The organism is Ornithinicoccus hortensis (genome assembly GCF_006716185.1).
Lineage (GTDB): Bacteria > Actinomycetota > Actinomycetes > Actinomycetales > Dermatophilaceae > Ornithinicoccus > Ornithinicoccus hortensis.
The window spans coordinates 2,239,307-2,264,489 of the sequence record NZ_VFOP01000001.1 but is presented as its reverse complement, the minus strand read 5'-3'; the positions used below and the strand labels follow the sequence as shown (position 1 = coordinate 2,264,489).

Annotated in this window: 11 protein-coding genes and 6 rRNA genes; all 17 read right to left on the bottom strand. The window is 65.8% G+C overall.

The genetic code is table 11. The features are described 5' to 3' along the window. Window positions 1-12: 12 nt before the first annotated feature. The 17 genes from FB467_RS10535 to pheS all read right to left on the bottom strand — a co-directional run bounded on the left by FB467_RS10535 (window position 13) and on the right by pheS (window position 25,029). Window positions 13-861 (bottom strand): HAD-IIA family hydrolase, encoded by an 849-nt coding sequence (locus tag FB467_RS10535; RefSeq protein WP_228393405.1) that lies wholly within the window; start codon window positions 859-861, stop codon window positions 13-15. Continuing rightward, the gene (locus FB467_RS10530) at window positions 858-1,643 is read right to left on the bottom strand and encodes a tetratricopeptide repeat protein (protein WP_141785050.1); all 786 of its coding nucleotides are present in this window, start codon (window positions 1,641-1,643) and stop codon (window positions 858-860) included. The genes FB467_RS10535 and FB467_RS10530 overlap by 4 nt, the downstream gene beginning before the upstream one ends. A gap of 693 nt (window positions 1,644-2,336) precedes the next feature. Then, window positions 2,337-2,453 (bottom strand): 5S ribosomal RNA (rrf, locus tag FB467_RS10525). 75 nt (window positions 2,454-2,528) lie between these two features. Then, window positions 2,529-5,642: ribosomal RNA gene (locus FB467_RS10520) — 23S ribosomal RNA — on the bottom strand. 366 nt (window positions 5,643-6,008) lie between these two features. After that, window positions 6,009-7,530, bottom strand: a 16S ribosomal RNA gene (locus tag FB467_RS10515). Together the 16S, 23S and 5S rRNA genes form the textbook arrangement of a ribosomal RNA operon. Before the next feature lie 472 nt (window positions 7,531-8,002). Beyond that, window positions 8,003-9,688 carry an alpha/beta hydrolase gene (locus FB467_RS10510; RefSeq protein WP_141785049.1) on the bottom strand — a complete coding sequence of 562 codons (1,686 nt, stop codon included), beginning with the start codon at window positions 9,686-9,688 and terminating at the stop codon, window positions 8,003-8,005. Window positions 9,689-9,822: 134 nt separating this feature from the next. Next, window positions 9,823-9,939, bottom strand: a 5S ribosomal RNA gene (gene rrf / locus FB467_RS10505). 75 nt (window positions 9,940-10,014) lie between these two features. After that, window positions 10,015-13,129, bottom strand: a 23S ribosomal RNA gene (locus FB467_RS10500). 366 nt (window positions 13,130-13,495) lie between these two features. Beyond that, window positions 13,496-15,017 (bottom strand): 16S ribosomal RNA (locus FB467_RS10495). 532 nt (window positions 15,018-15,549) lie between these two features. Further along, complete coding sequence (gene tyrS, locus FB467_RS10490) at window positions 15,550-16,809, bottom strand: tyrosine--tRNA ligase (RefSeq protein ID WP_141785048.1); 1,260 nt, start codon at window positions 16,807-16,809, stop codon at window positions 15,550-15,552. A 113-nt stretch (window positions 16,810-16,922) separates the two neighbouring features. Continuing rightward, window positions 16,923-17,603, bottom strand: a complete 681-nt coding sequence (locus tag FB467_RS10485; protein ID WP_141785047.1) for a DNA-3-methyladenine glycosylase — start codon at window positions 17,601-17,603, stop codon at window positions 16,923-16,925. A 9-nt stretch (window positions 17,604-17,612) separates the two neighbouring features. Continuing rightward, the gene (argH, locus tag FB467_RS10480; RefSeq protein WP_141785046.1) at window positions 17,613-19,034 is read right to left on the bottom strand and encodes an argininosuccinate lyase; all 1,422 of its coding nucleotides are present in this window, start codon (window positions 19,032-19,034) and stop codon (window positions 17,613-17,615) included. Window positions 19,035-19,098: 64 nt separating this feature from the next. Further along, a complete protein-coding gene (locus FB467_RS10475) occupies window positions 19,099-19,611 on the bottom strand; it encodes an arginine repressor (protein ID WP_141786605.1) in 513 nt (170 codons plus the stop codon). Between the two features lie 69 nt (window positions 19,612-19,680). After that, window positions 19,681-20,562, bottom strand: coding sequence for an aminoglycoside phosphotransferase family protein (locus FB467_RS10470; RefSeq protein WP_141785045.1), 882 nt, complete (start codon window positions 20,560-20,562; stop codon window positions 19,681-19,683). After that, complete coding sequence (locus FB467_RS10465) at window positions 20,559-21,371, bottom strand: SDR family NAD(P)-dependent oxidoreductase (RefSeq protein ID WP_141785044.1); 813 nt, start codon at window positions 21,369-21,371, stop codon at window positions 20,559-20,561. Before FB467_RS10465 ends, FB467_RS10470 begins: the two co-directional genes overlap by 4 nt. After that, on the bottom strand, window positions 21,368-23,935 hold the full coding sequence (gene pheT / locus FB467_RS10460; protein ID WP_141785043.1) for a phenylalanine--tRNA ligase subunit beta: 2,568 nt from the start codon (window positions 23,933-23,935) through the stop codon (window positions 21,368-21,370). Before pheT ends, FB467_RS10465 begins: the two co-directional genes overlap by 4 nt. Continuing rightward, entirely contained in the window at window positions 23,935-25,029 is a 1,095-nt protein-coding gene (gene pheS, locus FB467_RS10455; RefSeq protein WP_141785042.1) for a phenylalanine--tRNA ligase subunit alpha, read from the bottom strand. Before pheS ends, pheT begins: the two co-directional genes overlap by 1 nt. Window positions 25,030-25,183: the final 154 nt, after the last annotated feature.

Here is a 25,183-nt window from a genome sequence, read left to right as displayed (position 1 = left end):
CCGGCTCCCGCGTCACCCGCCGGCGACCAGTCCGAGGTCGGGGATGGTGTCGACGATGATGTCGGGACAGCGCTCCGGCGCGGCCGCCTCGACGTCGTCCCGGTCGTGCACCCCGGTCAGCACCAGGGCGGTGGGGATCCCCACGGCGCGGGCGCCGGCGATGTCGGTGTCCAACCGGTCGCCGATCGTCAGGACCTCCTCGGGCGCCAGGCCCAACACCTCGAGGCAGCGTTGGAAGGCGGGCCGCTCCGGCTTGCCGACCACCAGGTCGGGCGTGCGTCCCGTGCCGTGTCCGACGGCTGCGAGCATCGAGCCGTTGCCGGGGGCGAGGCCCCGTTCGGTGGGCAGCGTGCTGTCCGCATTGGTCGCCACCCACAGGGCACCGTCGTGGATGGCGTAGGCGGCCTCGTTGAGGTCGGACACAGTCAGCTGGGCCCCGTACCCCTGGACCACGGCCCACACCGGCGGACCGTCACCGTCGCTGAGGTCGGCCGGGCTCACGGTCCTGACCCCGGCGCGCTCCAGGCACAGCCGCACTCCGGGTCCGCCCACGGCGAGGGTCACGGCGTCCTCACGAGGAGGGGTCAGGGTCGCCACGTGCGCCGCAGCGACCATGGAGCTGGTGATCACCTCGCCGGACGCGACGGGCAGCCCGAGCCCCCGCAGCCGCTCCTCCACCTCTTCGGGCCGGTGCCCGGCGTTGTTGGTCAGGTACAGCACCCGGATCCCGGCCGCCCGGGCCGCGGTGAGCCCTTCGACTGCGCCCGGGCAGGCCATACCGCCGCGGTAGACCACACCATCGAGGTCGCAGATGATCGCCCGGTACGGCCCGGGACGACTCCCGGAGGTCCCCTGGGTCACCGCGGGTCCTCGGCGCCGTCGACGACCTCGACCTCAACCTCACCTTGAACTTCTGGGTCCGCCTGCCCCTCGAGGTCTGCTTGGCGCTCGAGACCTGCCTGGTCTTCGAGGTCCGCCTCCTCCTCGAGGTCGGTGAAGGCGACCCCGTCGAGCTCGGCGAGGCGCTCCGCGGCATCGGTTTCGTCCGCCGCGTCCGCCGCCAGGGCCCGATCGAACCACTCCCGAGCCTCGTCGTCCTGACCGAGGCCCAGCAGCGCCTCGGCGTAGGCGTAGAAGAGCCGCGCAGCCCAGGGCTGGGACGGTCGGGTGCTGCGCGCCAGGTCGCGGAGCGTTGCTGCCCCGGCCTCGTGCTGCCCCAGGTCCCTGCGCGCACCTGAGACCACGATGGCCAACTCGACCCGGTCGGCACGAGTCAGCGACTCCGCCTCGGGCCCGGCAGCCAGCTCCAGCGCACGTTCCGGACGCCCGAGCCCGCGTTCCACGTCCGCCATCTGGGGCAGCAGGTGGTTGCTCCCGGAGAGCCTGCGGGCCGTGCGGAACTCGGCCAGCGCGTTGGACCACTCGCCCCTGCGGTAGTGCACGACGCCCAGCGCCTCACGGACGGAGGCGACCCGCCCGGCACGGCGCGACGCCGTCTTGGCGTGTGCCAGGGCCCGGTCCAGGTCCCCCTCGCCCATGGCGAGCCCGGCCGCGACCAGATGCTCGGCGACGCCAGCGGCGTTGTCCTTGCTCAGGGTTCGCAGTTCCTGCCAGACGGCACGGTCCAGCTGGGAAGTATCCACGCCCTCGGGGATCTCAGGCTCCGGCGTCCTCGGGGGGCGGCGCTCCGCCCCACCCGGACGTCCCTCACGGCGTCCCTCACCACGGTCGTCGCGGGGGCCACGCGGTCCACCGCGGTCCTCACGGTAAGGACGTCCACCGCGGTCCTCACGGTAAGGACGTCCACCGCGGTCCTCACGGTAAGGACGTCCACCGCGGTCCTCACGCTCGGGTCGCCCACCCCGTTCGTCACGGTAGCGGCTCCCACGGCGCTCGTCCTGACGCGATCGCTGACCCCCGTCGTCCCGGTACGGGCGCCCGTCCCGCTCACTCCGGCCACGGTCATCCCGACCGCGCCCGCCCTGACGCCCCCGTCCGTCCGAACCCCCGGCACCACGACGCGGCCCCGACCGGAACTCCCGACCACCCTCACCGCGACGTTGCCCCGAGCCTCCCCGGCCGGATGGCCGTCCGTCCTCACGCCGACCGGAGCCGCGCCCCTCGGCCGGCTTCTGCTCATCGTCACGCTCGGACACAACGCCTCCTGTGTAGCTATATGATCCAACGCCCTGTGACACGGGCGGCCCGAAGAACACCCGACCTGGCGCGGACGCACAACTCTAACCCGTGCTTCGGGGTGCTGTGGGGTGGGTGTGGGGGTGCAAGTAGCCCCGTGGGTCCAGGTGTCTGGTCCCACGGGGCTCTTGTGAATGGTTGTCCGGCGGTGTCCTACTCTCCCACACCGTCTCCAGTGCAGTACCATCGGCGCTGAGAGGCTTAGCTTCCGGGTTCGGTATGTGACCGGGCGTTTCCCTCTCGCTATGGCCGCCGTAACTCTATCGAGTTTTGGGTCGTTCCTGTTCCCGACCGTATCTCGGGAACCACACAGTGGACGCGTATCATCTTTGTTGTTTAAGTCATCGGCTTATTAGTACCGGTCAGCTCCGTGCATTACTGCACTTCCACATCCGGCCTATCAACCCAGTGTTCTAGCTGGGAGCCTCTCGGGGTCGAGCCCCATGGAAACCTCATCTTGAAGTGTGCTTCCCGCTTAGATGCTTTCAGCGGTTATCACGTCCGAACGTAGCTAATCAGCGGTGCCCTTGGCAGGACAACTGACACACCAGAGGTTCGTCCAACCCGGTCCTCTCGTACTAGGGTCAGCTCTTCTCAAGTTTCCAACGCGCGCAGCGGATAGGGACCGAACTGTCTCACGACGTTCTAAACCCAGCTCGCGTACCGCTTTAATGGGCGAACAGCCCAACCCTTGGGACCGACTCCAGCCCCAGGATGCGACGAGCCGACATCGAGGTGCCAAACCATGCCGTCGATATGAGCTCTTGGGCAGGATCAGCCTGTTATCCCCGGGGTACCTTTTATCCGTTGAGCGACGGCGCTTCCACAAGCCACCGTCGGGTCACTAGTCCCGACTTTCGTCTCTGCTCGACATGTCTGTCTCACAGTCAAGCTCCCTTGTGCACTTACACTCGAAACCTGATTGCCAACCAGGCTGAGGGAACCTTTGGGCGCCTCCGTTACTCTTTGGGAGGCAACCGCCCCAGTTAAACTACCCACCAGGCACTGTCCCTGATCCGGATCACGGACCGAGGTTAGATATCCAGAACGACCAGAGTGGTATTTCAACGTTGACTCCACCGACACTGGCGTGCCGGCTTCATAGTCTCCCACCTATCCTACACAAGCCGTACCGAACACCAATACCAAGCTATAGTAAAGGTCCCGGGGTCTTTCCGTCCTGCTGCGCGTAACGAGCATCTTTACTCGTAGTGCAATTTCGCCGAGTTCGTGGTTGAGACAGTGGAGAAGTCGTTACGCCATTCGTGCAGGTCGGAACTTACCCGACAAGGAATTTCGCTACCTTAGGATGGTTATAGTTACCACCGCCGTTTACTGGCGCTTAAGTTCAGAGCTTCGCCGTAAGGCTAACCCGTCCCCTTAACGTTCCAGCACCGGGCAGGCGTCAGTCCGTATACATCGTTTTGCAACTTCGCACGGACCTGTGTTTTTAGTAAACAGTCGCTTCTCCCTGGTCTCTGCGGCCGTTCGGGCTCGGGCAGCAAGTGCCGTCACCCTCTGGGCCCCCCTTCTCCCGAAGTTACGGGGGTATTTTGCCGAATTCCTTAACCACGATTCACTCGATCGCCTTGGTATTCTCTACCTAACCACCTGAGTCGGTTTAGGGTACGGGCGGCTCGAACCTCGCTAGGAACTTTTCTAGGCAGCATAGGATCACCCTCTTCCCACATACGCGGTCACTATCAAGCCTGGGGCACATGGGGTGCGGATTTGCCTACACCCCGCCTTGCACTCTTAGACGTGGACTACCATCGCCACGCGGAGGCTACCTTCCTGCGTCCTTCCATCGCTTACCTACTACAACCTCGGGTCGCGCGTTCCACGAGTATCACTCCGAAGAGATCAACACGCTTCAGGCGCTTAGCATCAGATGATTCGGTATTGGTCGGTTCTTCGCCGGTAAGCCGGAATATCAACCGGTTGTCCATCGACTACGCCTGTCGGCCTCGCCTTAGGTCCCGACTAACCCAGGGCAGATTAACTTGACCCTGGAACCCTTGGTTATTCGGCGGACGGGTTTCTCACCCGTCATTCGCTACTCATGCCTGCATTCTCACTCGTGTGGCATCCACGACTGGATCACTCCGCCGCTTCTCTCGCCACACGACGCTCCCCTACCCATCGACACGCTTGGACCAGACCTCAAGGATCTGGCCAGGCAAATGCGTCAATGCCACAGCTTCGGTGGTGTGCTTGAGCCCCGCTACATTGTCGGCGCGGAATCACTTGACCAGTGAGCTATTACGCACTCTTTAAAGGGTGGCTGCTTCTAAGCCAACCTCCTGGTTGTCACAGCAACTCCACATCCTTTCCCACTTAGCACACGCTTAGGGACCTTAGCTGGTGATCTGGGCTGTTTCCCTCTCGACTACGAACCTTATCGCCCGCAGTCTCACTGCCATGCTCTTACTTACCGGCATTCGGAGTTTGGCTGACGTCAGTAACCTGGTAAGGCCCATTAGCCATCCAGTAGCTCTACCTCCGGTAAGAAACACATGACGCTGCACCTAAATGCATTTCGGGGAGAACCAGCTATCACGGAGTTTGATTGGCCTTTCACCCCTACCCACAGCTCATCCCCTCAGTTTTCAACCTAAGTGGGTTCGGTCCTCCACGCGGTCTTACCCGCGCTTCAACCTGGCCATGGGTAGATCACTCCGCTTCGGGTCTAGACCCAGCGACTCAATCGCCCTGTTCGGACTCGCTTTCGCTACGGCTTCCCCACACGGGTTAACCTCGCCACTGAGCACTAACTCGCAGGCTCATTCTTCAAAAGGCACGCCGTCACCCCACAAGGAGGCTCCGACGGATTGTAGGCACACGGTTTCAGGATCTATTTCACTCCCCTCCCGGGGTACTTTTCACCTTTCCCTCACGGTACTTGTCCGCTATCGGTCACCAGGGAATATTTAGGCTTAGCAGGTGGTCCTGCCAGATTCGTACGGGATTTCTCGGGCCCCGTACTACTTGGGAGCACTTCCACGGAGTTCATGACATTTCGACTACGGGGGTCTCACCCTCTGTGCCGGGCCCTTCCAAGCCCTTCGTCTATGACACGAATTTTTTACTCCGCACTGTCTTGGTAGAGACAGTAAAAAGGTCCCACAACCCCGACCATGCAACGCCTACCAGCTATCACACATGATCGGTTTGGCCTCTTCCGCTTTCGCTCGCCACTACTCACGGAATCGCGGTTGCTTTCTCTTCCTGTGGGTACTGAGATGTTTCACTTCCCCACGTTCCCTCCACTCGCCCTATGTGTTCAGGCGAGGGTGACTGGAGATGAATCCAGCCGGGTTTCCCCATTCGGAAATCCTCGGATCAATGATCTGGTTATCGACTCCCCGAGGCTTATCGCAGATTCCTACGTCCTTCTTCGGTTCCTGGTGCCAAGGCATCCACCGTGTGCCCTTAAAAACTTAAAGCCACAAAGATGCTCGCGTCCACTGTGTAGTTCTCAACATACGGGCGGCGCCCCAGTCAGCCGGCCGCCTACGACCACCCACCGAAGCAGGAAGTCGCGGTTCAACCTCGACCAGGGCCCAACCGTCCCCGTCAACCGGGGTCGGTCATGAGGTCACCAGACGTGTAACGCCCGAGTCCTCAGGACCCAACAACGTGCCAGGCCCACCCGGTACCCGAGCTGCTTTCCACACCGGGAAACCCCGGTCGTACTCACACCCCGCGCACCGCGCAGGCCAACTAATCAATGTTCCACCCTGAGCAACCTCCCCGGAACACTCGTCCGAGGCAGGCCTCCTGGACCACTCTCGTGGCCAGATGCTCCTTAGAAAGGAGGTGATCCAGCCGCACCTTCCGGTACGGCTACCTTGTTACGACTTAGTCCCAATCACCAGTCCCACCTTCGACGGCTCCCTCCACAAGGGTTGGGCCACCGGCTTCGGGTGTTACCGACTTTCGTGACTTGACGGGCGGTGTGTACAAGGCCCGGGAACGTATTCACCGCAGCGTTGCTGATCTGCGATTACTAGCGACTCCGACTTCATGGGGTCGAGTTGCAGACCCCAATCCGAACTGAGACCAGTTTTTTGGGATTCGCTCCACCTCGCGGTTTCGCAGCCCTTTGTACTGGCCATTGTAGCATGCGTGAAGCCCAAGACGTAAGGGGCATGATGATTTGACGTCATCCCCACCTTCCTCCGAGTTGACCCCGGCAGTCTCCTATGAGTCCCCGCCATAACGCGCTGGCAACATAGAACGAGGGTTGCGCTCGTTGCGGGACTTAACCCAACATCTCACGACACGAGCTGACGACAACCATGCACCACCTGTATACCGACCTTGCGGGGCACCCATCTCTGGGTGTTTCCGGTATATGTCAAGCCTTGGTAAGGTTCTTCGCGTTGCATCGAATTAATCCGCATGCTCCGCCGCTTGTGCGGGCCCCCGTCAATTCCTTTGAGTTTTAGCCTTGCGGCCGTACTCCCCAGGCGGGGCGCTTAATGCGTTAGCTGCGGCACGGAACTCGTGGAATGAGTCCCACACCTAGCGCCCAACGTTTACGGCATGGACTACCAGGGTATCTAATCCTGTTCGCTACCCATGCTTTCGCTTCTCAGCGTCAGTTATGGCCCAGAGACCTGCCTTCGCCATCGGTGTTCCTCCTGATATCTGCGCATTCCACCGCTACACCAGGAATTCCAGTCTCCCCTACCATACTCTAGTCTGCCCGTACCCACTGCAGGCTCGGGGTTAAGCCCCGAGTTTTCACAGCAGACGCGACAAACCGCCTACAAGCTCTTTACGCCCAATAATTCCGGACAACGCTCGCACCCTACGTATTACCGCGGCTGCTGGCACGTAGTTAGCCGGTGCTTCTTCTGCAGGTACCGTCACAAAAGCTTCTTCCCTGCTGAAAGAGGTTTACAACCCGAAGGCCGTCATCCCTCACGCGGCGTCGCTGCATCAGGCTTTCGCCCATTGTGCAATATTCCCCACTGCTGCCTCCCGTAGGAGTCTGGGCCGTGTCTCAGTCCCAGTGTGGCCGGTCGCCCTCTCAGGCCGGCTACCCGTCGTCGCCTTGGTGGGCCATTACCCCACCAACAAGCTGATAGGCCGCGAGTCCATCCCTTACCGAAAAACTTTCCACCCGATGCGGATGCCCGCTCGGGTCGTATCCAGTATTAGCACCGGTTTCCCGGAGTTATCCCAGAGAAAGGGGCAGGTTACTCACGTGTTACTCACCCGTTCGCCACTGATCACCCGGAGCAAGCTCCGAGGTCACCGTTCGACTTGCATGTGTTAAGCACGCCGCCAGCGTTCGTCCTGAGCCAGGATCAAACTCTCCGTTAAAGTTCAGCACAGGACCCACCCGAAAGCAGGCCTGAAACCATAACCCAACAAAGGGCTGAAACTAGCTGAGCAGAACGAGTCAACTGACTCGATCTTCATCAACCAAAGGATATTCGAAGCAGGACAAGCAACAACCAACCACAACGGTCAGCCACCACTCACCCCACGACGAGGATAAATTGGCATTGATTTTTGGCACGCTGTTGAGTTCTCAAGAATCGGACACACACCAACAACCACAACCCAACCGGGCCGAAGTAATCGGGGCAACCAGACTATCGTAACCGAACTAATCTCCCGCGGGCAAATCCGAGCTGTGAGCCTCGGGCCGCGTGACGATCCGGCGTCGGTCGCTGCTGTGGGGCGAACCCCTGCAGCGAAGGACTACTTTAGCAGGACTTTGCGGCGGGTACAAAATCGGCCGGGTCGGACGCCGCCGGCAGCTGGCTACAGCGCTGTGACCTGCGCAGACTCAGTTCGTCGCGGCATCGCGGTCCTGCTGCACCGCACTCGTCACGGACGCCAGGTCCACCTTGTCGACACCGAGGACGGCGGCCCAGGTCGCCACGAGGTCGTGGTGGTAGAGGTGGCCGTGGCCGGGTGCCGTGGCATTCCCCAGGGCCTGGTCGGTGGTCACCTGCCAGAAGGTGACCAGTGGGTACCACTCGATGTCCTTGTTCACATCGGTGCCGGCCCGTTCGGTGATCCAGTCCGGGCGGGACCGGATCAGGCTGGTGTCCCACCGCGAGATCGGGTCGGAGGCGTGCTGCAGGTAGGCGATGCGCGGCTCCTCCCACTCCCCCAGCGGCCGGCCATAGATGTCGGCGACCAGGTCCTGCGGCCGCGTCACGAAGCGCAGGTGTTGCCCGTTGTCGACCACCGGGGCGACCTCCGGCGACCCGTTCTGCCGGTCCCGGGTGATCGCCCGCCACAACGGGGTGAAGGCGGGGGTGCCGATCCACACCGCTCCGTCCACCCGCTCGACCATGTCCTCCTTGCTCGTGAAGGCTCCGTGGCCCCCGAACGAACCCAGCGACTCACCCGCGACCATGAGCCGGGGCCGTGACTCCTCCGGCAGCGTCTCCCACTCGGCGTATATCCGGTCGAAGAAGGCCTTGCCCGCCATGGGTGGACGTACCCGGTCGGCGATCAGCGCCAACGGACTCGGGAGGTAGGAATACTGCATCGCGGCGATCGCGCTGTCCCCTCCGGTCAGGTACTCCACCGGCTGCGCCGACCACTCGTTGACCCATCCGGTGCCGGTCGTGTTGTAGACCACCAGCACCGACCGTTCGAAGGCCCCCGTGCGGTGCAGCTCGGCCACGACCCCGTCGGCGACCTCACCGAACGAGTCCGCGAAACCAAGTCCCCCGTACACCCGGATCGGCTCGAGGGCCGGCGCGCCGGTCACCTGCTCGATGTCCGTCGCCGACGGGCCACCGGTCACGAACACCTGGCCCTCCTGACCCAACGTGTCCCAACCCAGCAACGAGCCGGGACCCCCGGAGCGTTCGGGCACGGTCGGCGCGACGACGCCCTCACGGGTCTGCGAGTTAACCTCGTAGAACCGCTCCCCGAGCGCGTTGGCCACGCGCGACACCAGGACCGCGTTGGTCGCCCACACCGCGACCAGCGCCACGACCGCCGCGCTGGCAGCCACCGCCGCCCAGCGAGGCACCGAGGAGGGCACGCGTGCCGCGAGGCGCCGAGCGAGCCACCTGGCCGAACGGCCGAGCAGGACACCGAGCCCCGCGATCAGGATCCCCAGCACCACGGCCAGGAAGGACTGCCAGAACGGCGGCGCCTCCATCTGCACCAACTCGGCCGTCCTCCCCTGCCCCCGCACCGCCCACACCCAGTACCACAGGGGCACCAGGATGAGCACGGCCAATCCGACGTAGCGGACCCAGCGGTCCGGATCCGAGGTGACCTCGACGCGCACGTTCACCATGCGCGCCGTATGCCGCACCCCCCAGGCGACCAGCACCGCCAGGCCGTAGACCATGCCGGCAGTCACCCCGGCCGCAGCTCCCTGCAACGGCCAGCTGCGGGGCAGGAGACTCGGCGAGAACGAGAGGACCAGGGCCAGCCCGCCAAAAGCCAGGCCCCATGCGGAGGGGGCCGCTCGGAGCTCCCGGACAAAGTCCGCGCCGGCCATGGGGCCATTCTGCCAGCGGTTCTTCCACCGCGGGAAGCCCCAACCCAGAGGCCCCTTTCGGTGGGGTGGGTGTGGGGGTGCAAGTAGCCCCGTGGGTCCAGGTGTCTGGTCCCACGGGGCTCTTGTGAATGGTTGTCCGGCGGTGTCCTACTCTCCCACACCGTCTCCAGTGCAGTACCATCGGCGCTGAGAGGCTTAGCTTCCGGGTTCGGTATGTGACCGGGCGTTTCCCTCTCGCTATGGCCGCCGTAACTCTATCGAGTTTTGGGTCGTTCCTGTTCCCGACCGTATCTCGGGAACCACACAGTGGACGCGTATCATCTTTGTTGTTTAAGTCATCGGCTTATTAGTACCGGTCAGCTCCGTGCATTACTGCACTTCCACATCCGGCCTATCAACCCAGTGTTCTAGCTGGGAGCCTCTCGGGGTCGAGCCCCATGGAAACCTCATCTTGAAGTGTGCTTCCCGCTTAGATGCTTTCAGCGGTTATCACGTCCGAACGTAGCTAATCAGCGGTGCCCTTGGCAGGACAACTGACACACCAGAGGTTCGTCCAACCCGGTCCTCTCGTACTAGGGTCAGCTCTTCTCAAGTTTCCAACGCGCGCAGCGGATAGGGACCGAACTGTCTCACGACGTTCTAAACCCAGCTCGCGTACCGCTTTAATGGGCGAACAGCCCAACCCTTGGGACCGACTCCAGCCCCAGGATGCGACGAGCCGACATCGAGGTGCCAAACCATGCCGTCGATATGAGCTCTTGGGCAGGATCAGCCTGTTATCCCCGGGGTACCTTTTATCCGTTGAGCGACGGCGCTTCCACAAGCCACCGTCGGGTCACTAGTCCCGACTTTCGTCTCTGCTCGACATGTCTGTCTCACAGTCAAGCTCCCTTGTGCACTTACACTCGAAACCTGATTGCCAACCAGGCTGAGGGAACCTTTGGGCGCCTCCGTTACTCTTTGGGAGGCAACCGCCCCAGTTAAACTACCCACCAGGCACTGTCCCTGATCCGGATCACGGACCGAGGTTAGATATCCAGAACGACCAGAGTGGTATTTCAACGTTGACTCCACCGACACTGGCGTGCCGGCTTCATAGTCTCCCACCTATCCTACACAAGCCGTACCGAACACCAATACCAAGCTATAGTAAAGGTCCCGGGGTCTTTCCGTCCTGCTGCGCGTAACGAGCATCTTTACTCGTAGTGCAATTTCGCCGAGTTCGTGGTTGAGACAGTGGAGAAGTCGTTACGCCATTCGTGCAGGTCGGAACTTACCCGACAAGGAATTTCGCTACCTTAGGATGGTTATAGTTACCACCGCCGTTTACTGGCGCTTAAGTTCAGAGCTTCGCCGTAAGGCTAACCCGTCCCCTTAACGTTCCAGCACCGGGCAGGCGTCAGTCCGTATACATCGTTTTGCAACTTCGCACGGACCTGTGTTTTTAGTAAACAGTCGCTTCTCCCTGGTCTCTGCGGCCGTTCGGGCTCGGGCAGCAAGTGCCGTCACCCTCTGGGCCCCCCTTCTCCCGAAGTTACGGGGGTATTTTGCCGAATTCCTTAACCACGATTCACTCGATCGCCTTGGTATTCTCTACCTAACCACCTGAGTCGGTTTAGGGTACGGGCGGCTCGAACCTCGCTAGGAACTTTTCTAGGCAGCATAGGATCACCCTCTTCCCACATACGCGGTCACTATCAAGCCTGGGGCACCATGGGGTGCGGATTTGCCTACACCCCGCCTTGCACTCTTAGACGTGGACTACCATCGCCACGCGGAGGCTACCTTCCTGCGTCCTTCCATCGCTTACCTACTACAACCTCGGGTCGCGCGTTCCACGAGTATCACTCCGAAGAGATCAACACGCTTCAGGCGCTTAGCATCAGATGATTCGGTATTGGTCGGTTCTTCGCCGGTAAGCCGGAATATCAACCGGTTGTCCATCGACTACGCCTGTCGGCCTCGCCTTAGGTCCCGACTAACCCAGGGCAGATTAACTTGACCCTGGAACCCTTGGTTATTCGGCGGACGGGTTTCTCACCCGTCATTCGCTACTCATGCCTGCATTCTCACTCGTGTGGCATCCACGACTGGATCACTCCGCCGCTTCTCTCGCCACACGACGCTCCCCTACCCATCGACACGCTTGGACCAGACCTCAAGGATCTGGCCAGGCAAATGCGTCAATGCCACAGCTTCGGTGGTGTGCTTGAGCCCCGCTACATTGTCGGCGCGGAATCACTTGACCAGTGAGCTATTACGCACTCTTTAAAGGGTGGCTGCTTCTAAGCCAACCTCCTGGTTGTCACAGCAACTCCACATCCTTTCCCACTTAGCACACGCTTAGGGACCTTAGCTGGTGATCTGGGCTGTTTCCCTCTCGACTACGAACCTTATCGCCCGCAGTCTCACTGCCATGCTCTTACTTACCGGCATTCGGAGTTTGGCTGACGTCAGTAACCTGGTAAGGCCCATTAGCCATCCAGTAGCTCTACCTCCGGTAAGAAACACATGACGCTGCACCTAAATGCATTTCGGGGAGAACCAGCTATCACGGAGTTTGATTGGCCTTTCACCCCTACCCACAGCTCATCCCCTCAGTTTTCAACCTAAGTGGGTTCGGTCCTCCACGCGGTCTTACCCGCGCTTCAACCTGGCCATGGGTAGATCACTCCGCTTCGGGTCTAGACCCAGCGACTCAATCGCCCTGTTCGGACTCGCTTTCGCTACGGCTTCCCCACACGGGTTAACCTCGCCACTGAGCACTAACTCGCAGGCTCATTCTTCAAAAGGCACGCCGTCACCCCACAAGGAGGCTCCGACGGATTGTAGGCACACGGTTTCAGGATCTATTTCACTCCCCTCCCGGGGTACTTTTCACCTTTCCCTCACGGTACTTGTCCGCTATCGGTCACCAGGGAATATTTAGGCTTAGCAGGTGGTCCTGCCAGATTCGTACGGGATTTCTCGGGCCCCGTACTACTTGGGAGCACTTCCACGGAGTTCATGACATTTCGACTACGGGGGTCTCACCCTCTGTGCCGGGCCCTTCCAAGCCCTTCGTCTATGACACGAATTTTTTACTCCGCACTGTCTTGGTAGAGACAGTAAAAAGGTCCCACAACCCCGACCATGCAACGCCTACCAGCTATCACACATGATCGGTTTGGCCTCTTCCGCTTTCGCTCGCCACTACTCACGGAATCGCGGTTGCTTTCTCTTCCTGTGGGTACTGAGATGTTTCACTTCCCCACGTTCCCTCCACTCGCCCTATGTGTTCAGGCGAGGGTGACTGGAGATGAATCCAGCCGGGTTTCCCCATTCGGAAATCCTCGGATCAATGATCTGGTTATCGACTCCCCGAGGCTTATCGCAGATTCCTACGTCCTTCTTCGGTTCCTGGTGCCAAGGCATCCACCGTGTGCCCTTAAAAACTTAAAGCCACAAAGATGCTCGCGTCCACTGTGTAGTTCTCAACATACGGGCGGCGCCCCAGTCAGCCGGCCGCCTGCCACCACCCACCGAAGCAGGAAGTCGCGGTTCAACCTCGACCAGGGCCCAACCGTCCCCGTCAACCGGGGTCGGTCATGAGGTCACCAGACGTGTAACGCCCGAGTCCTCAGGACCCAACAACGTGCCAGGCCCACCCGGTACCCGAGCTGCTTTCCACACCGGGAAACCCCGGTCGTACTCACACCCCGCGCACCGCGCAGGCCAACTAATCAATGTTCCACCCTGAGCAACCTCCCCGGAACACTCGTCCGAGGCAGGCCTCCTGGACCACTCTCGTGGCCAGATGCTCCTTAGAAAGGAGGTGATCCAGCCGCACCTTCCGGTACGGCTACCTTGTTACGACTTAGTCCCAATCACCAGTCCCACCTTCGACGGCTCCCTCCACAAGGGTTGGGCCACCGGCTTCGGGTGTTACCGACTTTCGTGACTTGACGGGCGGTGTGTACAAGGCCCGGGAACGTATTCACCGCAGCGTTGCTGATCTGCGATTACTAGCGACTCCGACTTCATGGGGTCGAGTTGCAGACCCCAATCCGAACTGAGACCAGTTTTTTGGGATTCGCTCCACCTCGCGGTTTCGCAGCCCTTTGTACTGGCCATTGTAGCATGCGTGAAGCCCAAGACGTAAGGGGCATGATGATTTGACGTCATCCCCACCTTCCTCCGAGTTGACCCCGGCAGTCTCCTATGAGTCCCCGCCATAACGCGCTGGCAACATAGAACGAGGGTTGCGCTCGTTGCGGGACTTAACCCAACATCTCACGACACGAGCTGACGACAACCATGCACCACCTGTATACCGACCTTGCGGGGCACCCATCTCTGGGTGTTTCCGGTATATGTCAAGCCTTGGTAAGGTTCTTCGCGTTGCATCGAATTAATCCGCATGCTCCGCCGCTTGTGCGGGCCCCCGTCAATTCCTTTGAGTTTTAGCCTTGCGGCCGTACTCCCCAGGCGGGGCGCTTAATGCGTTAGCTGCGGCACGGAACTCGTGGAATGAGTCCCACACCTAGCGCCCAACGTTTACGGCATGGACTACCAGGGTATCTAATCCTGTTCGCTACCCATGCTTTCGCTTCTCAGCGTCAGTTATGGCCCAGAGACCTGCCTTCGCCATCGGTGTTCCTCCTGATATCTGCGCATTCCACCGCTACACCAGGAATTCCAGTCTCCCCTACCATACTCTAGTCTGCCCGTACCCACTGCAGGCTCGGGGTTAAGCCCCGAGTTTTCACAGCAGACGCGACAAACCGCCTACAAGCTCTTTACGCCCAATAATTCCGGACAACGCTCGCACCCTACGTATTACCGCGGCTGCTGGCACGTAGTTAGCCGGTGCTTCTTCTGCAGGTACCGTCACAAAAGCTTCTTCCCTGCTGAAAGAGGTTTACAACCCGAAGGCCGTCATCCCTCACGCGGCGTCGCTGCATCAGGCTTTCGCCCATTGTGCAATATTCCCCACTGCTGCCTCCCGTAGGAGTCTGGGCCGTGTCTCAGTCCCAGTGTGGCCGGTCGCCCTCTCAGGCCGGCTACCCGTCGTCGCCTTGGTGGGCCATTACCCCACCAACAAGCTGATAGGCCGCGAGTCCATCCCTTACCGAAAAACTTTCCACCCGATGCGGATGCCCGCTCGGGTCGTATCCAGTATTAGCACCGGTTTCCCGGAGTTATCCCAGAGAAAGGGGCAGGTTACTCACGTGTTACTCACCCGTTCGCCACTGATCACCCGGAGCAAGCTCCGAGGTCACCGTTCGACTTGCATGTGTTAAGCACGCCGCCAGCGTTCGTCCTGAGCCAGGATCAAACTCTCCGTTAAAGTTCAGCACAGGACCCACCCGAAAGCAGGCCTGAAACCATAACCCAACAAAGGGCTGAAACTAGCTGAGCAGAACGAGTCAACTGACTCGATCTTCATCAACCAAAGGATATTCGAAGCAGGACAAGCAACAACCAACCACAACGGTCAGCCACCACTCACCCCACGACGAGGATAAATTGGCATTGATTTTTGGCACGCTGTTGAGTTCTCAAGAATCGGACACACACCAACAACCACAACCCAACCGGGCCGAAGTAATCGGGGCAACCAGACTATCGTAACACTTCCCTGGGATCCTTCCGCGCGGGGCGCGGTCCGTGGGCTGCTCGGATCAACCGGGCAACGCTCAGGGGTGTAGTCTGCTCCGCCGGGACCGGCCACCGTGGTTTCCCTCGGTGTCCGTGCCTCCCTCGCGGGCTGACGTGGAAAACATTAGGCGAACTTTGGGCGGAACTACAAATCGGCTGGTCAGCGGCCTGCGGCTGGTGGTGCCACCGCCCGTTAGGGCCCGGCACCACCAGCAGCAGACTCAGGCCAGCCGGGCCGCGGCGAGGTTCTTGCGGCCGCGGCGCACCAGGGCCACCCGGCCGTGGAGGAAGTCGGACTCCCCCAGGACCTGCTCGGCGTCCGTCACCTTGACGTTGTTCAGGCTGGCGCCGCCCTCGGCCACCGTGCGCCGCGCGGCGCCGCGGCTGTCGGCCAGCCCCGAGGCCACCAGGGCGTCGACGATCGAGTCACCGACGGCGACGGTGCCGCCCGGCAGCTCGGCCGTGGCGTCGAGCAGGGTCTGCTCGTCCAGGGCGGCCGGGTCGCCCTTGCCGAAGAGCACCTGGCTGGCCTGCTGCACCTGCGCCGTGTGCTCCGGGCCGTGCACCAGCGTGGTGACGTCCTCGGCGAGTGCCCGGTGCGCCTCGCGCAGGTGGGGGCGCTCGGTGAGCGACTCCTCGAGCGCGGCGATCTGCTCCTGCGTGCGGTCGGTGAAGACCTTGAGGAGCTGGACCACCGAGGCGTCCTCGACGTTGATGAAGTACTGGTAGAAGGCGTAGGGGCTGGTCATGTCCGGGGACAGCCAGACCGCGTTGCCCTCGGACTTGCCCAGCTTCTGCCCGGAGCTGTCGGTCAGCAGCGGGGTGGTGAGCGCGTGGGCCACCTCGCCCTCGGCCCGGTGGATCAGGTCCACGCCGGCCGTGAGGTTGCCCCACTGGTCGCTGCCGCCGGTCTGCAGGGTGCAGCCGTACTCGCGGAACAGGTGGTGGAAGTCCAGGGCCTGCAGCAGCTGGTAGCTGAACTCGGTGTAGGAGATGCCCTCCTGGCTCTCCAACCGGGCCGCGATCGCGTCCTTGCGGATCATCTGGTTGACCCGGAAGTGCTTGCCGACGTCGCGCAGGAAGTCCAGCGCGGACATCGGCGCCGTCCAGTCCAGGTTGTCCACGAGCCGTGCCGGGTTGTCCCCCTCGAAGTCGAGGAAGGGCCGCACCAGGTCCTTGATCCTGGCCACGTTCTGCGCCGTCTGGTCCTTCGTCTTCAGCACGCGCTCCGCGGTGGGCTTGGGGTCACCGATCAGGCCGGTGGAACCGCCGACCAGGCAGAGCACCCGGTGCCCGGCGCGTTGCAGGTGCCGGAGGACGACGAGCTGGACCAGGTTGCCGAAGTGCAACGACGGCGCCGACGGGTCGAAGCCGCAATACACCGTGACCGGTCCCTCGCCGAGTGCCTCCCGCAGGGCGTCCTCGCCGGTGGTCTGCGCCACCAGTCCGCGCCACTGCAACTCGTCGAAGATGTTGCTCACGGTGTGTTTCCCTTCGTGCGTTCCGGATCTCGCTGACCCCGCGGCGTGCGGGGCCGGGACCATCCTGCCCTGTCCGGCGCCCGGCACCTATCCCGACTCCCGCGCGGGCCCCCTCAGTGCCCCGTCCGACGGCGCGGGGGCGCTGCCGGGCGGTAGGGCGACACCGTCGGCTCGTCCGCCAACCAGAACCGCCAGGGGTATGCCGTGCCGTCACCACCGGGGCCGCGCAGGCCCACGCGCGGCCCGGTCCGGATCCGGTCGGCGCCGTTCCCCTCCCGACGGTCGCCACCGGATCCCCGGTCCGGCCCGGGCTCGAGCCAGACCGGCGCACCGGGGGCGCACAGGTCGGTCCCGTCCGCCGCGAGGTCCAGCCCCAACGCGCGGCACAACCTGGCGGGCCCCCGTGCCAGGTCGCGGAAGGCGGGCGGCCCCTTCGTCCCGGAGCGGCGCTCCCGCACCAGCGCCTCGCCCGACACCACCTCGCCGGCGCGCAGCAGCACCGCCGAGGACTCCCCCTCGGGGCCGCACACCACGTTCAGGCAGTGGTGCATGCCGTAGGTGAAGTAGCAGTACAGGTGCCCGGCAGGGCCGAACATCACGGCATTGCGCGGCGTGCGTCCGCGGTAGGAGTGGGAGCCCGGATCGCGCGCCCCGGCATACGCCTCGACCTCGGTCAGCCGGATGCCGACCGATCCGTGCCAGATGGTGCACCCGAGCAGGTCCGGGGCCACCTCGAGCTCGGGCCGGGCCAGGAAGGCACGGTCCAGGCGGGGCCGGTCCGGCGCAGGGGTCACGGGGTGCGGTCAGTCGCGGATGGTGGGCATGTCATCCACCCAGTGGCGCGCCCGGGCGATCTCCTTGAGCAGCTGGCTACGTTGCTCGGACACCCGCGCCGGCGCCGTGCCGCCGTAGGCGTCGCGGGAGGCCAACGAGCCGTGCACGGTGAGCACGCTGCGCACGCCGGGGGTGAGCAGCGGGCTGATCGAGGCCAGGTCCTCCTCGCTCAGCTCCTCCAGCCCGATCCCGCGCTCCTCGCACGCCTGGACGCAGGCGCCGGCCAGCTCGTGGGCGACCCGGAACGGCACGCCCTCCCGCACCAGCCACTCGGCGACGTCGGTCGCCAGGGAGAAGCCCTGCGGGGCCAGCTCCTCCAACCGCTCCGGGTGGAAGGTCAGCGTGGCCACCATCCCGCTCACCGCGGGCAGCAGGACCTCCAGGGTGTCGATGGCGTCGAAGACCGGCTCCTTGTCCTCCTGCAGGTCCCGGTTGTAGGCCAGCGGCAGCCCCTTGAGCGTGGCCATCAGCCCGGCGAGGTCGCCGATCAGCCGGCCGGCCTTGCCGCGGGCCAGCTCGGCCACGTCGGGGTTCTTCTTCTGCGGCATGATGCTCGAGCCGGTCGAGTAGGCGTCGTCGAGGGTGACGAAGCCGAACTCGGCGGTCGCCCAGAGGATGACCTCCTCGGCGATCCGGGAGATGTCGACGGCGACCATGGCGGTCACGAAGGCGAACTCCGCGGCGAAGTCCCGGCTGGCGGTCCCGTCGATCGAGTTCTGCGAGGCCGTCCGCATCCCGAGGTCGGCGGCGATCGCCTGCGGGTCCAGCCCCAGCGAGGAGCCGGCCAGGGCACCGGAGCCGTAGGGCGAGACCGCCGAGCGGGTGTCCCAGTCCTGCAGCCGGGTCAGGTCCCGCAGCAGGGCCCAGGCGTGGGCCTGCAGGTGGTGGGCCAGGAGCACCGGCTGGGCGTGCTGCAGGTGGGTCCTGCCGGGCATCGCCACCTCGGGGTGGCGGGCGGCCTGCTCGACCAGAGCCTCCACCACGGCCAGCACCCGGGCGCCGAGCAACCGGGCCTGGTCGCGCAGGTACATCCGGAACTGGGTGGCGACCTGGTCGTTGCGGGAGCGGCCGGCCCGCAGCCGGCCTCCGACCTCGGGTCCGGTGCGCTCGATGAGTCCGCGCTCCAGCGCCGTGTGCACGTCCTCGTCCTCCGGGCGCGGCACGAAGTTGCCGGTCCGGACCTCCTCCAGCAGTCCCTCCAGGCCCTCCAGCATCCGGTCCAGGTCGGTGTCGTCCAGCAGCCCCGCCTTGTGCAGCACCCGGGCGTGCGCCCGCGAGCCGGCGATGTCGTAGGGAGCCAGGCGCCAGTCGAAGTGGGTCGACCGGGACAGTTCGGTCAGGGCGTCGGCTGGGCCGCCGGCGAAGCGGCCGCCCCACAGGCTCAGGCTCATGGGTCCATTCTCACTGGTCGGGGCCGCGCACGCCACGACGGGGTGCCGGCACGGAGGGGGTGGGTCAGCGCCGGGCGGGCAGCTCGGCACCCGCGAGGGCCAGCAGCCGGGCCGCGACATCGGCCCCGCCCTCCGGCTCCAGGGTGATCACCAGGATCGTGTCGTCGCCGGCGATGGTGCCCAGGACGTCCGGGCTGCCGCTGCGGTCGATCGCCGACGCGAGGTACTGCGCGGCACCGGGTGGGGTCCGCAGCACCACCTGGTTGCCCACGGAACGGGCCGACACCAGCAACTCCTCGCACAGCCGGGCGAGCCGGCTCGGCGCCTCGCCCACCTCCTGCGCCGGACGCGGGGTGGCGTCACCGCCCTGGCCGGGCACGGCATACACCAGGCTGCGGTCCTCTCCCGCGCGCACCTTCACGGCCCCGAGCTCGAGGAGGTCACGGGACAGGGTGGCCTGGGTGACGCTGATGCCGTCACCGGCCAGCAGCTCCAGCATCTGCCCCTGCGAGCCGACGGCGTGCCGCTCGAGGAGGTCGACGATGCGCTGGTGGCGCGCGGCGCGGGTGGCGGGCATGCTCCCACCGGACTGGTCGCTGCTGGCACTACTCACGACGCTGGATTATACAGGGCAACGCATGATTATTCACGATTCGGTGCCGACGCGCTCCCGCACCCACTCGATGGACGCCGCGGCCTGGGCCCGCTGGAACGCCCGGATCGTCGGCAGGCCGCGAGGCGGCGGCTGGTCGGCGAGCTCGCCGAAGAATCCCGCGAGCCCGGCCAGCACCGCATCGATCGTGGCGTCGTCGGCGCCGAGCGCGTGCACCCGCGGGAGGTAGCGGGACACGTCCGGCGCGCCGAAGAGCCGGACGTTGAGCAGCAGCAGGAGGCTGTCCACCCAGGGCGCCCCCACGCACGCCCACGGCCAGTCGATGAGCCGCATCCCGCCGTGCGGCGTCACCAGCAGGTTGTCCGACCGCACGTCCAGGTGGACCAGCGCGTCACCCTCCAGCAGCGCGGCACCCTGGGGACCGAGGACCGGCTCGAACTCCTCGGCGAGCCGCGGCAGCCCGGTGCCAGCCGGCACGGGGTCGGCCGCCAACCGGTCCAACAGGTCGAGCGCGGCCACGACCTCCGCGTCCTCCCACGGCGTGCGGGGGTGGCGTCCCTCGACGTCCTCCAGCACCAGGACGACCCACTCCTGCCCGGAGATCTCCCCCTCCCCGACGCCCAGCAGGTCCGGCGCCCCCGCGCTGTCCGGGAGGACCCGCAGGACGTCTGCCTCCCGGGACAGCAGTCCCGGGGAGTCCGGGTTGTGGCCGGTGCTCACCGCCTTGACGAAGGCCCGGCGCCCGCTGGTGGTGACGACCCGGTCGGCGGTGCCCGGCGAGAACCCGCCGCGCTGGGAGTCCGCCCGCACCACCGGCTCGCCGTGCAGCTGCTCCACCCAGCCTCGGACCCCGGGCGGCAAGTCCGACCAGCCCGGGCGCTCGGCATACGGCTCGTCGGGAGGGACCGGGTTCACCCGGCCAACGGGTCGTCCGGGCCCCACGGCCGCAGCCGCAGCGCACGGTCGTCGGGGCCGAGCCCGGCCGCGGAGCGTTCCCGGAGGGTGTCCAGGGAGTCGGCGCCGGCCCGCACCATCCGCCCGGAGAAGCCGTCCAGCTCACCGTCGGCGAAGGCCAGCGCGATCGCGGTCACGTCGCCGGGATCGGTCCAGTCGGTGCGGCCCTCGTGCATCCTCATCGAGTGGGTCATGTCGGTCTCGACGACGCCGGGCGCCAGGTCGAGCGCGTAGATGCCGTGCTCGGCACCGTCCAGCGCGATCCCGCCGGTGATCCGGGCGAGCGCCGACTTGGAGGCGCAGTATGCCGTGAGGTCGGCGCGCTCGCGGGTGCCGGCCCCGCTGTTCAGGTTGATCACCCGCCCGCCGCCCTGGGCGATCATCACCGGGAGCACCGCCCGGCAGGTCAGGAAGGGCCCCCGCACGTTGGTCACCACGGTCTGCCACCAGGTCTCCGGGTCGGCCTCCCACAGCGGCAGCTCCGGCTCGACCAGGCCCGCGTTGTTGATCAGCAGGTCGATCCGCCCGTGGTCGGCGACGACCCCGTCGACGACCGCGCCGACAGCCGCGGCGTCCGTGACGTCACAGCCCAGCAGGGGCGCGCCATCCGGATCGGTGCCCCCGGAGCGGGACAGTCCGACGACGGTCCAGCCGGCCTCGCGCAGGGCGCGGACGAAGTGCGCGCCGATGCCGCGGGAGGCCCCGGTGACCAGGGCGACCCGGTCCCCTGACGCGGCGCCCGGCGCGGTCCCCTGACCCGGGACGCTCACCGCTGCACCGCCCCGTGGTCGGTCGCCGCCCTGGCCACGGCCGCGTCGCGGGCGGCGTTGACCTCCTCGGTCCGCAGCGTCCGGTCGGGGGCCCGGAAGACCAGGTGGAAGGCCAGCGACTGCTCGTCGGCCGCGATCTGGTCGCCCCGGTAGACGTCGAACAGCAGGATGGACTCCAGCAAGTCGCCGGCGCCCGCCCGCAACGACTCCTCCACGTCGCCGTAGCGCACCGACCGGTTCACCACCAGCGCGACGTCCGAGCCGGCGACGGGGTGCGTCGAGATCGGGCTCGCGGCCGCACGCGGCTCGCTCGCCGTGGTGAGCACCTCCAGGTCGAGCTCCGCCGCGACCGTCCGGTCGGGCAGCCCGAGCCGCTGCACCACCTTGGGGTGCAGCTCGCCGGCCCACCCGACCGTCGTGCCGTCGGGCAGCGCCAGTTCCACGCACCGACCGGGGTGGAACGGGGCGCGCTCGGCCTGCAACCGCTCGACGGTCACGCCGAGCAGGTCGCACACCGCGTGCGCCCACCCGACCACGTCGGTGACGTCGCTACCGCGTCCCTCGCCCCACCAGCCGGCCCGGTCCGCCGCCCCGGCCGCGACCACCGCCACGTGCCAGGGCTGCTCCGGGACCGCGTCCCGGATGGCCCGGAGCGTGTCGTCGTCCGGACGTGCGCCGACCCCCGGGACGGGCGCGGCCGCACCTCGGGTCGGGCGGGTGACCGTGCCCAGCTCGAAGAGGGCGATGTCCTTGGCCCCGCGGGAGACGTTGCGCCGCAACGCGTCGGGGAGCGTCTGGAGCAGCTCGGTCCGCATCAGCGGGGACTCGTCGGACAACGGGTTGGCCAGCCGCACGGCATACCGACGCTCGTCACCGGCCGCGAGGCCGAGCTCGGCGAAGCGGTCCTCCCCCACGAACGGGTAGGTGAGCACCTCCTGCAGGCCCTGGCCCGCCAGGGCGTCGGCGACCCGGCGCCGCACCCGCTGGGCGTGGGTCAGCCCGCGACCGCCCGGCGCGGACGGCAGGAGCGAGGGGATCTTGTCGTAGCCGTCGATCCGGGCGACCTCCTCGACCAGGTCCGGCTGGTCCGCGAGGTCGGGGCGCCAGCTCGGGGGGACCACGGCCAGTCGGCCCTCGCCGGCCTCGGTGACCTGGCACCCGATCAGCTCGAGCACCTCCCGCACCCGGGCCGGCGGGTAGTCCACCCCGACGTAGCGGCCGGGCAGGCCCACGTCCAGCTCGATGGTGCCGCGCGGCGCCACCGAGCCGGCGTCGGTGACCCCGGGGTCGGCGGTGCCCCCGCCGTACTCGACCATCAGGTCCACCATCAGCTGGGCGGCCGCCCCGGCGAGCTCGGGGTCCACGCCGCGCTCGAACCGTTTGGAGGCCTCGGTGGAGAGCCGGTGGCGGCGCGAGCTCCGGGCCACCGTGCGCGGGTCGAAGTGGGCGGCCTCGATGAGCACCTCGGTCGTCTCCGGGCCCACCTCGCTGGTGGCCCCGCCCATCACACCGGCGATGCCGAGCACCTGCTCGGGACGGTCCCCGCCCCCGCCGTCGGTGATCAGCAGGTCCTCGGGGTCGAGCCGGCGCTCGACGTCGTCCAGGGTGGTCAGCCGCTCCCCCGCCCGGGCGCGCCGGACCACGATCGGCCCGCCGAGGGTGCCCAGGTCGTAGGCGTGCGTGGGCTGGCCCAGGGCGAGCATCACGTAGTTGGACACGTCGACCGGCAGCGAGATGGGACGCATCCCGGCCTCGGTCAGCCGGGTGGCCATCCACGCCGGAGTCTGTGCCGCGGGGTCCAGCCCGCGCACGATCCGGGCCACGAAGCGGTCGCACCCCGGCACCCCGTCGAGCGGGGCGGCGTCGGCCAGCTCCACGGCATACCCGTCCTTGGTCGCCGCGGGCACGGTGATCGGCCGGACGTCCCCGCCGTGGGCGCGCACCAGCGCGGGGTCCCGGTAGGCCGCGCCGGTGCTGTGGCCGTACTCGCGGGCGATGCCGCGCATCGAGAAGCAGTAGCCGCGGTCCGGCGTGACGTTGACCTCGACGACCTCGTGGTCCAGCCCGAGGACGGGGATCAGGTCCTGACCGGGGGCGAGGCCCGCCGCGGCGTCCTCGCCGAGGAACTCGGTCAGCACGATGATGCCGTCGTGGTCCTGGCCCAGCCCGAGCTCCAGGGAGGAGCAGATCATCCCGGCGCTGACGTGGCCGTAGGTCTTGCGGGCGCTGATCTCGAAGTTGCCGGGCAACACGCCCCCGGGCAGGATCACCGCGACCAGGTCGCCGGCGGCGAAGTTGTGGGCGCCGCAGACGATCCCCTGCGGCTCGCCGGTGCCGTTGGCGTCCCCGACGTCCACCTGGCACCAGTTGATCGTCTTGCCGTTCTTCTGCGGCTCCGGGGACACCTCCAGCACCCGGCCCACGACCAGCGGGCCCTGCACGTCGCCGCCGTGCAGGCCCTCCTCCTCCAGGCCGACCCGGACCAGGTCCGCGGCGATCTGCTCGCCGGTGACCCCGGTCGGCAGGTCCACGTACTCGGCCAGCCACTCCACGGGTACCCGCATCAGATCTCCATCCCGAACTGCGTGTTGAACCGCACGTCTCCCTCGATGATCTCCCGCATGTCCGCGATGCTGTTGCGGAACATCAGCGAGCGCTCGATGCCCATCCCGAAGGCGAACCCCTGGTAGCGCTCCGGGTCGATCCCGCAGGCGCGCAGCACGTTCTGGTTGACCATGCCGCAGCCGCCCCACTCGATCCAGCCGGTGCCGCCACAGGTGCGGCAGCCCGGGTCGTCGCCACGGCATACGAAGCAGACGAAGTCCATCTCCGCGCTCGGCTCGGTGAACGGGAAGAAGGCCGGGCGCAGCCGGGTGGTCAGGCCCTCCCCGAACAGCTCGCTGGCCAACCGGTCGAGGGTGCCCTTGAGGTGGGCCATGGTCAGGCCCTCGTCGATCGCGATGCCCTCCATCTGGTGGAAGACCGGGGTGTGCGTGGCGTCCAGCTCGTCGGTGCGGAACGTCTTGCCGGGCACCGCGACGTAGAGCGGCGCCCCGCGCTCCAGCAGCGAGCGGGCCTGCACCGGCGAGGTGTGGGTGCGCAGCACCAGCCCCGCGTCGGCCGGCTCGACGAAGAAGGTGTCCTGCATCTGCCGGGCCGGGTGGTCCTTGTCGAAGTTGAGCGCGTCGAAGTTGAACCACTCCGCCTCGACCTCGGGCCCCTCGGCGATCTCCCAGCCCATGCCGACCATCACGTCGGCCATCCGCTCGGCGGTCAGCGTCAGCGGGTGCCGACGCCCGATCGGCCGGCGCCCGGGCGCGACCGTGAGGTCCAGCGCCTCCTCGACCAGGATCCGCTCGTCCCGCTCGGCCTCCAGCTCGCCCTGTCGCTCGGTCAGGGCCTTGTTCACCTGCCCCCTGGCCTGGCCGACGCGCTTGCCCGCCTCGGCCTTGGCGCTCGGCGGCAGCGCCCCGATCTCGCGGTTGGCCAGCGCCAACGGGCTCTTCTCGGCGGCGTGCGCCAGCCGCACCGCCTTGAGTTCCTCCAGGCTGCTGGCCGCCGCGATCGCCGCGAGCGCCTCGGCGACGTTCGCCTCGATCGCCGCGGGGTCGAGCGCGCTCACCTCGACGGGGTCGTAGTTCGTATTGGGTCCGGACACGCGCGCCAGTCTAGAGAGCGGGTGGCCCCTGCAGGATTATCGGGTCACCCGGTAATCCTGTACTTCGTTGCAGAACCTTCCCGGGACGAAGCGCCAGGTTCCGGGGTGAAGCAGGTCGTTTCGCCCCTCCGGCGGCTCGGGACGGCCACCGGCA

What these genes read in the sequence shown, in the direction of transcription:
- pheT (WP_141785043.1), bottom strand. Translation starts at nt 23,935, where the DNA reads ATGCGGGTACCCGTGGAGTGGCTGGCCGAGTACGTGGACCTGCCGACC.
- FB467_RS10510 (WP_141785049.1), bottom strand. Translation starts at nt 9,688, where the DNA reads ATGGCCGGCGCGGACTTTGTCCGGGAGCTCCGAGCGGCCCCCTCCGCA.
- argH (WP_141785046.1), bottom strand. Translation starts at nt 19,034, where the DNA reads ATGAGCCTGAGCCTGTGGGGCGGCCGCTTCGCCGGCGGCCCAGCCGAC.
- FB467_RS10475 (WP_141786605.1), bottom strand. Translation starts at nt 19,611, where the DNA reads ATGCCCGCCACCCGCGCCGCGCGCCACCAGCGCATCGTCGACCTCCTC.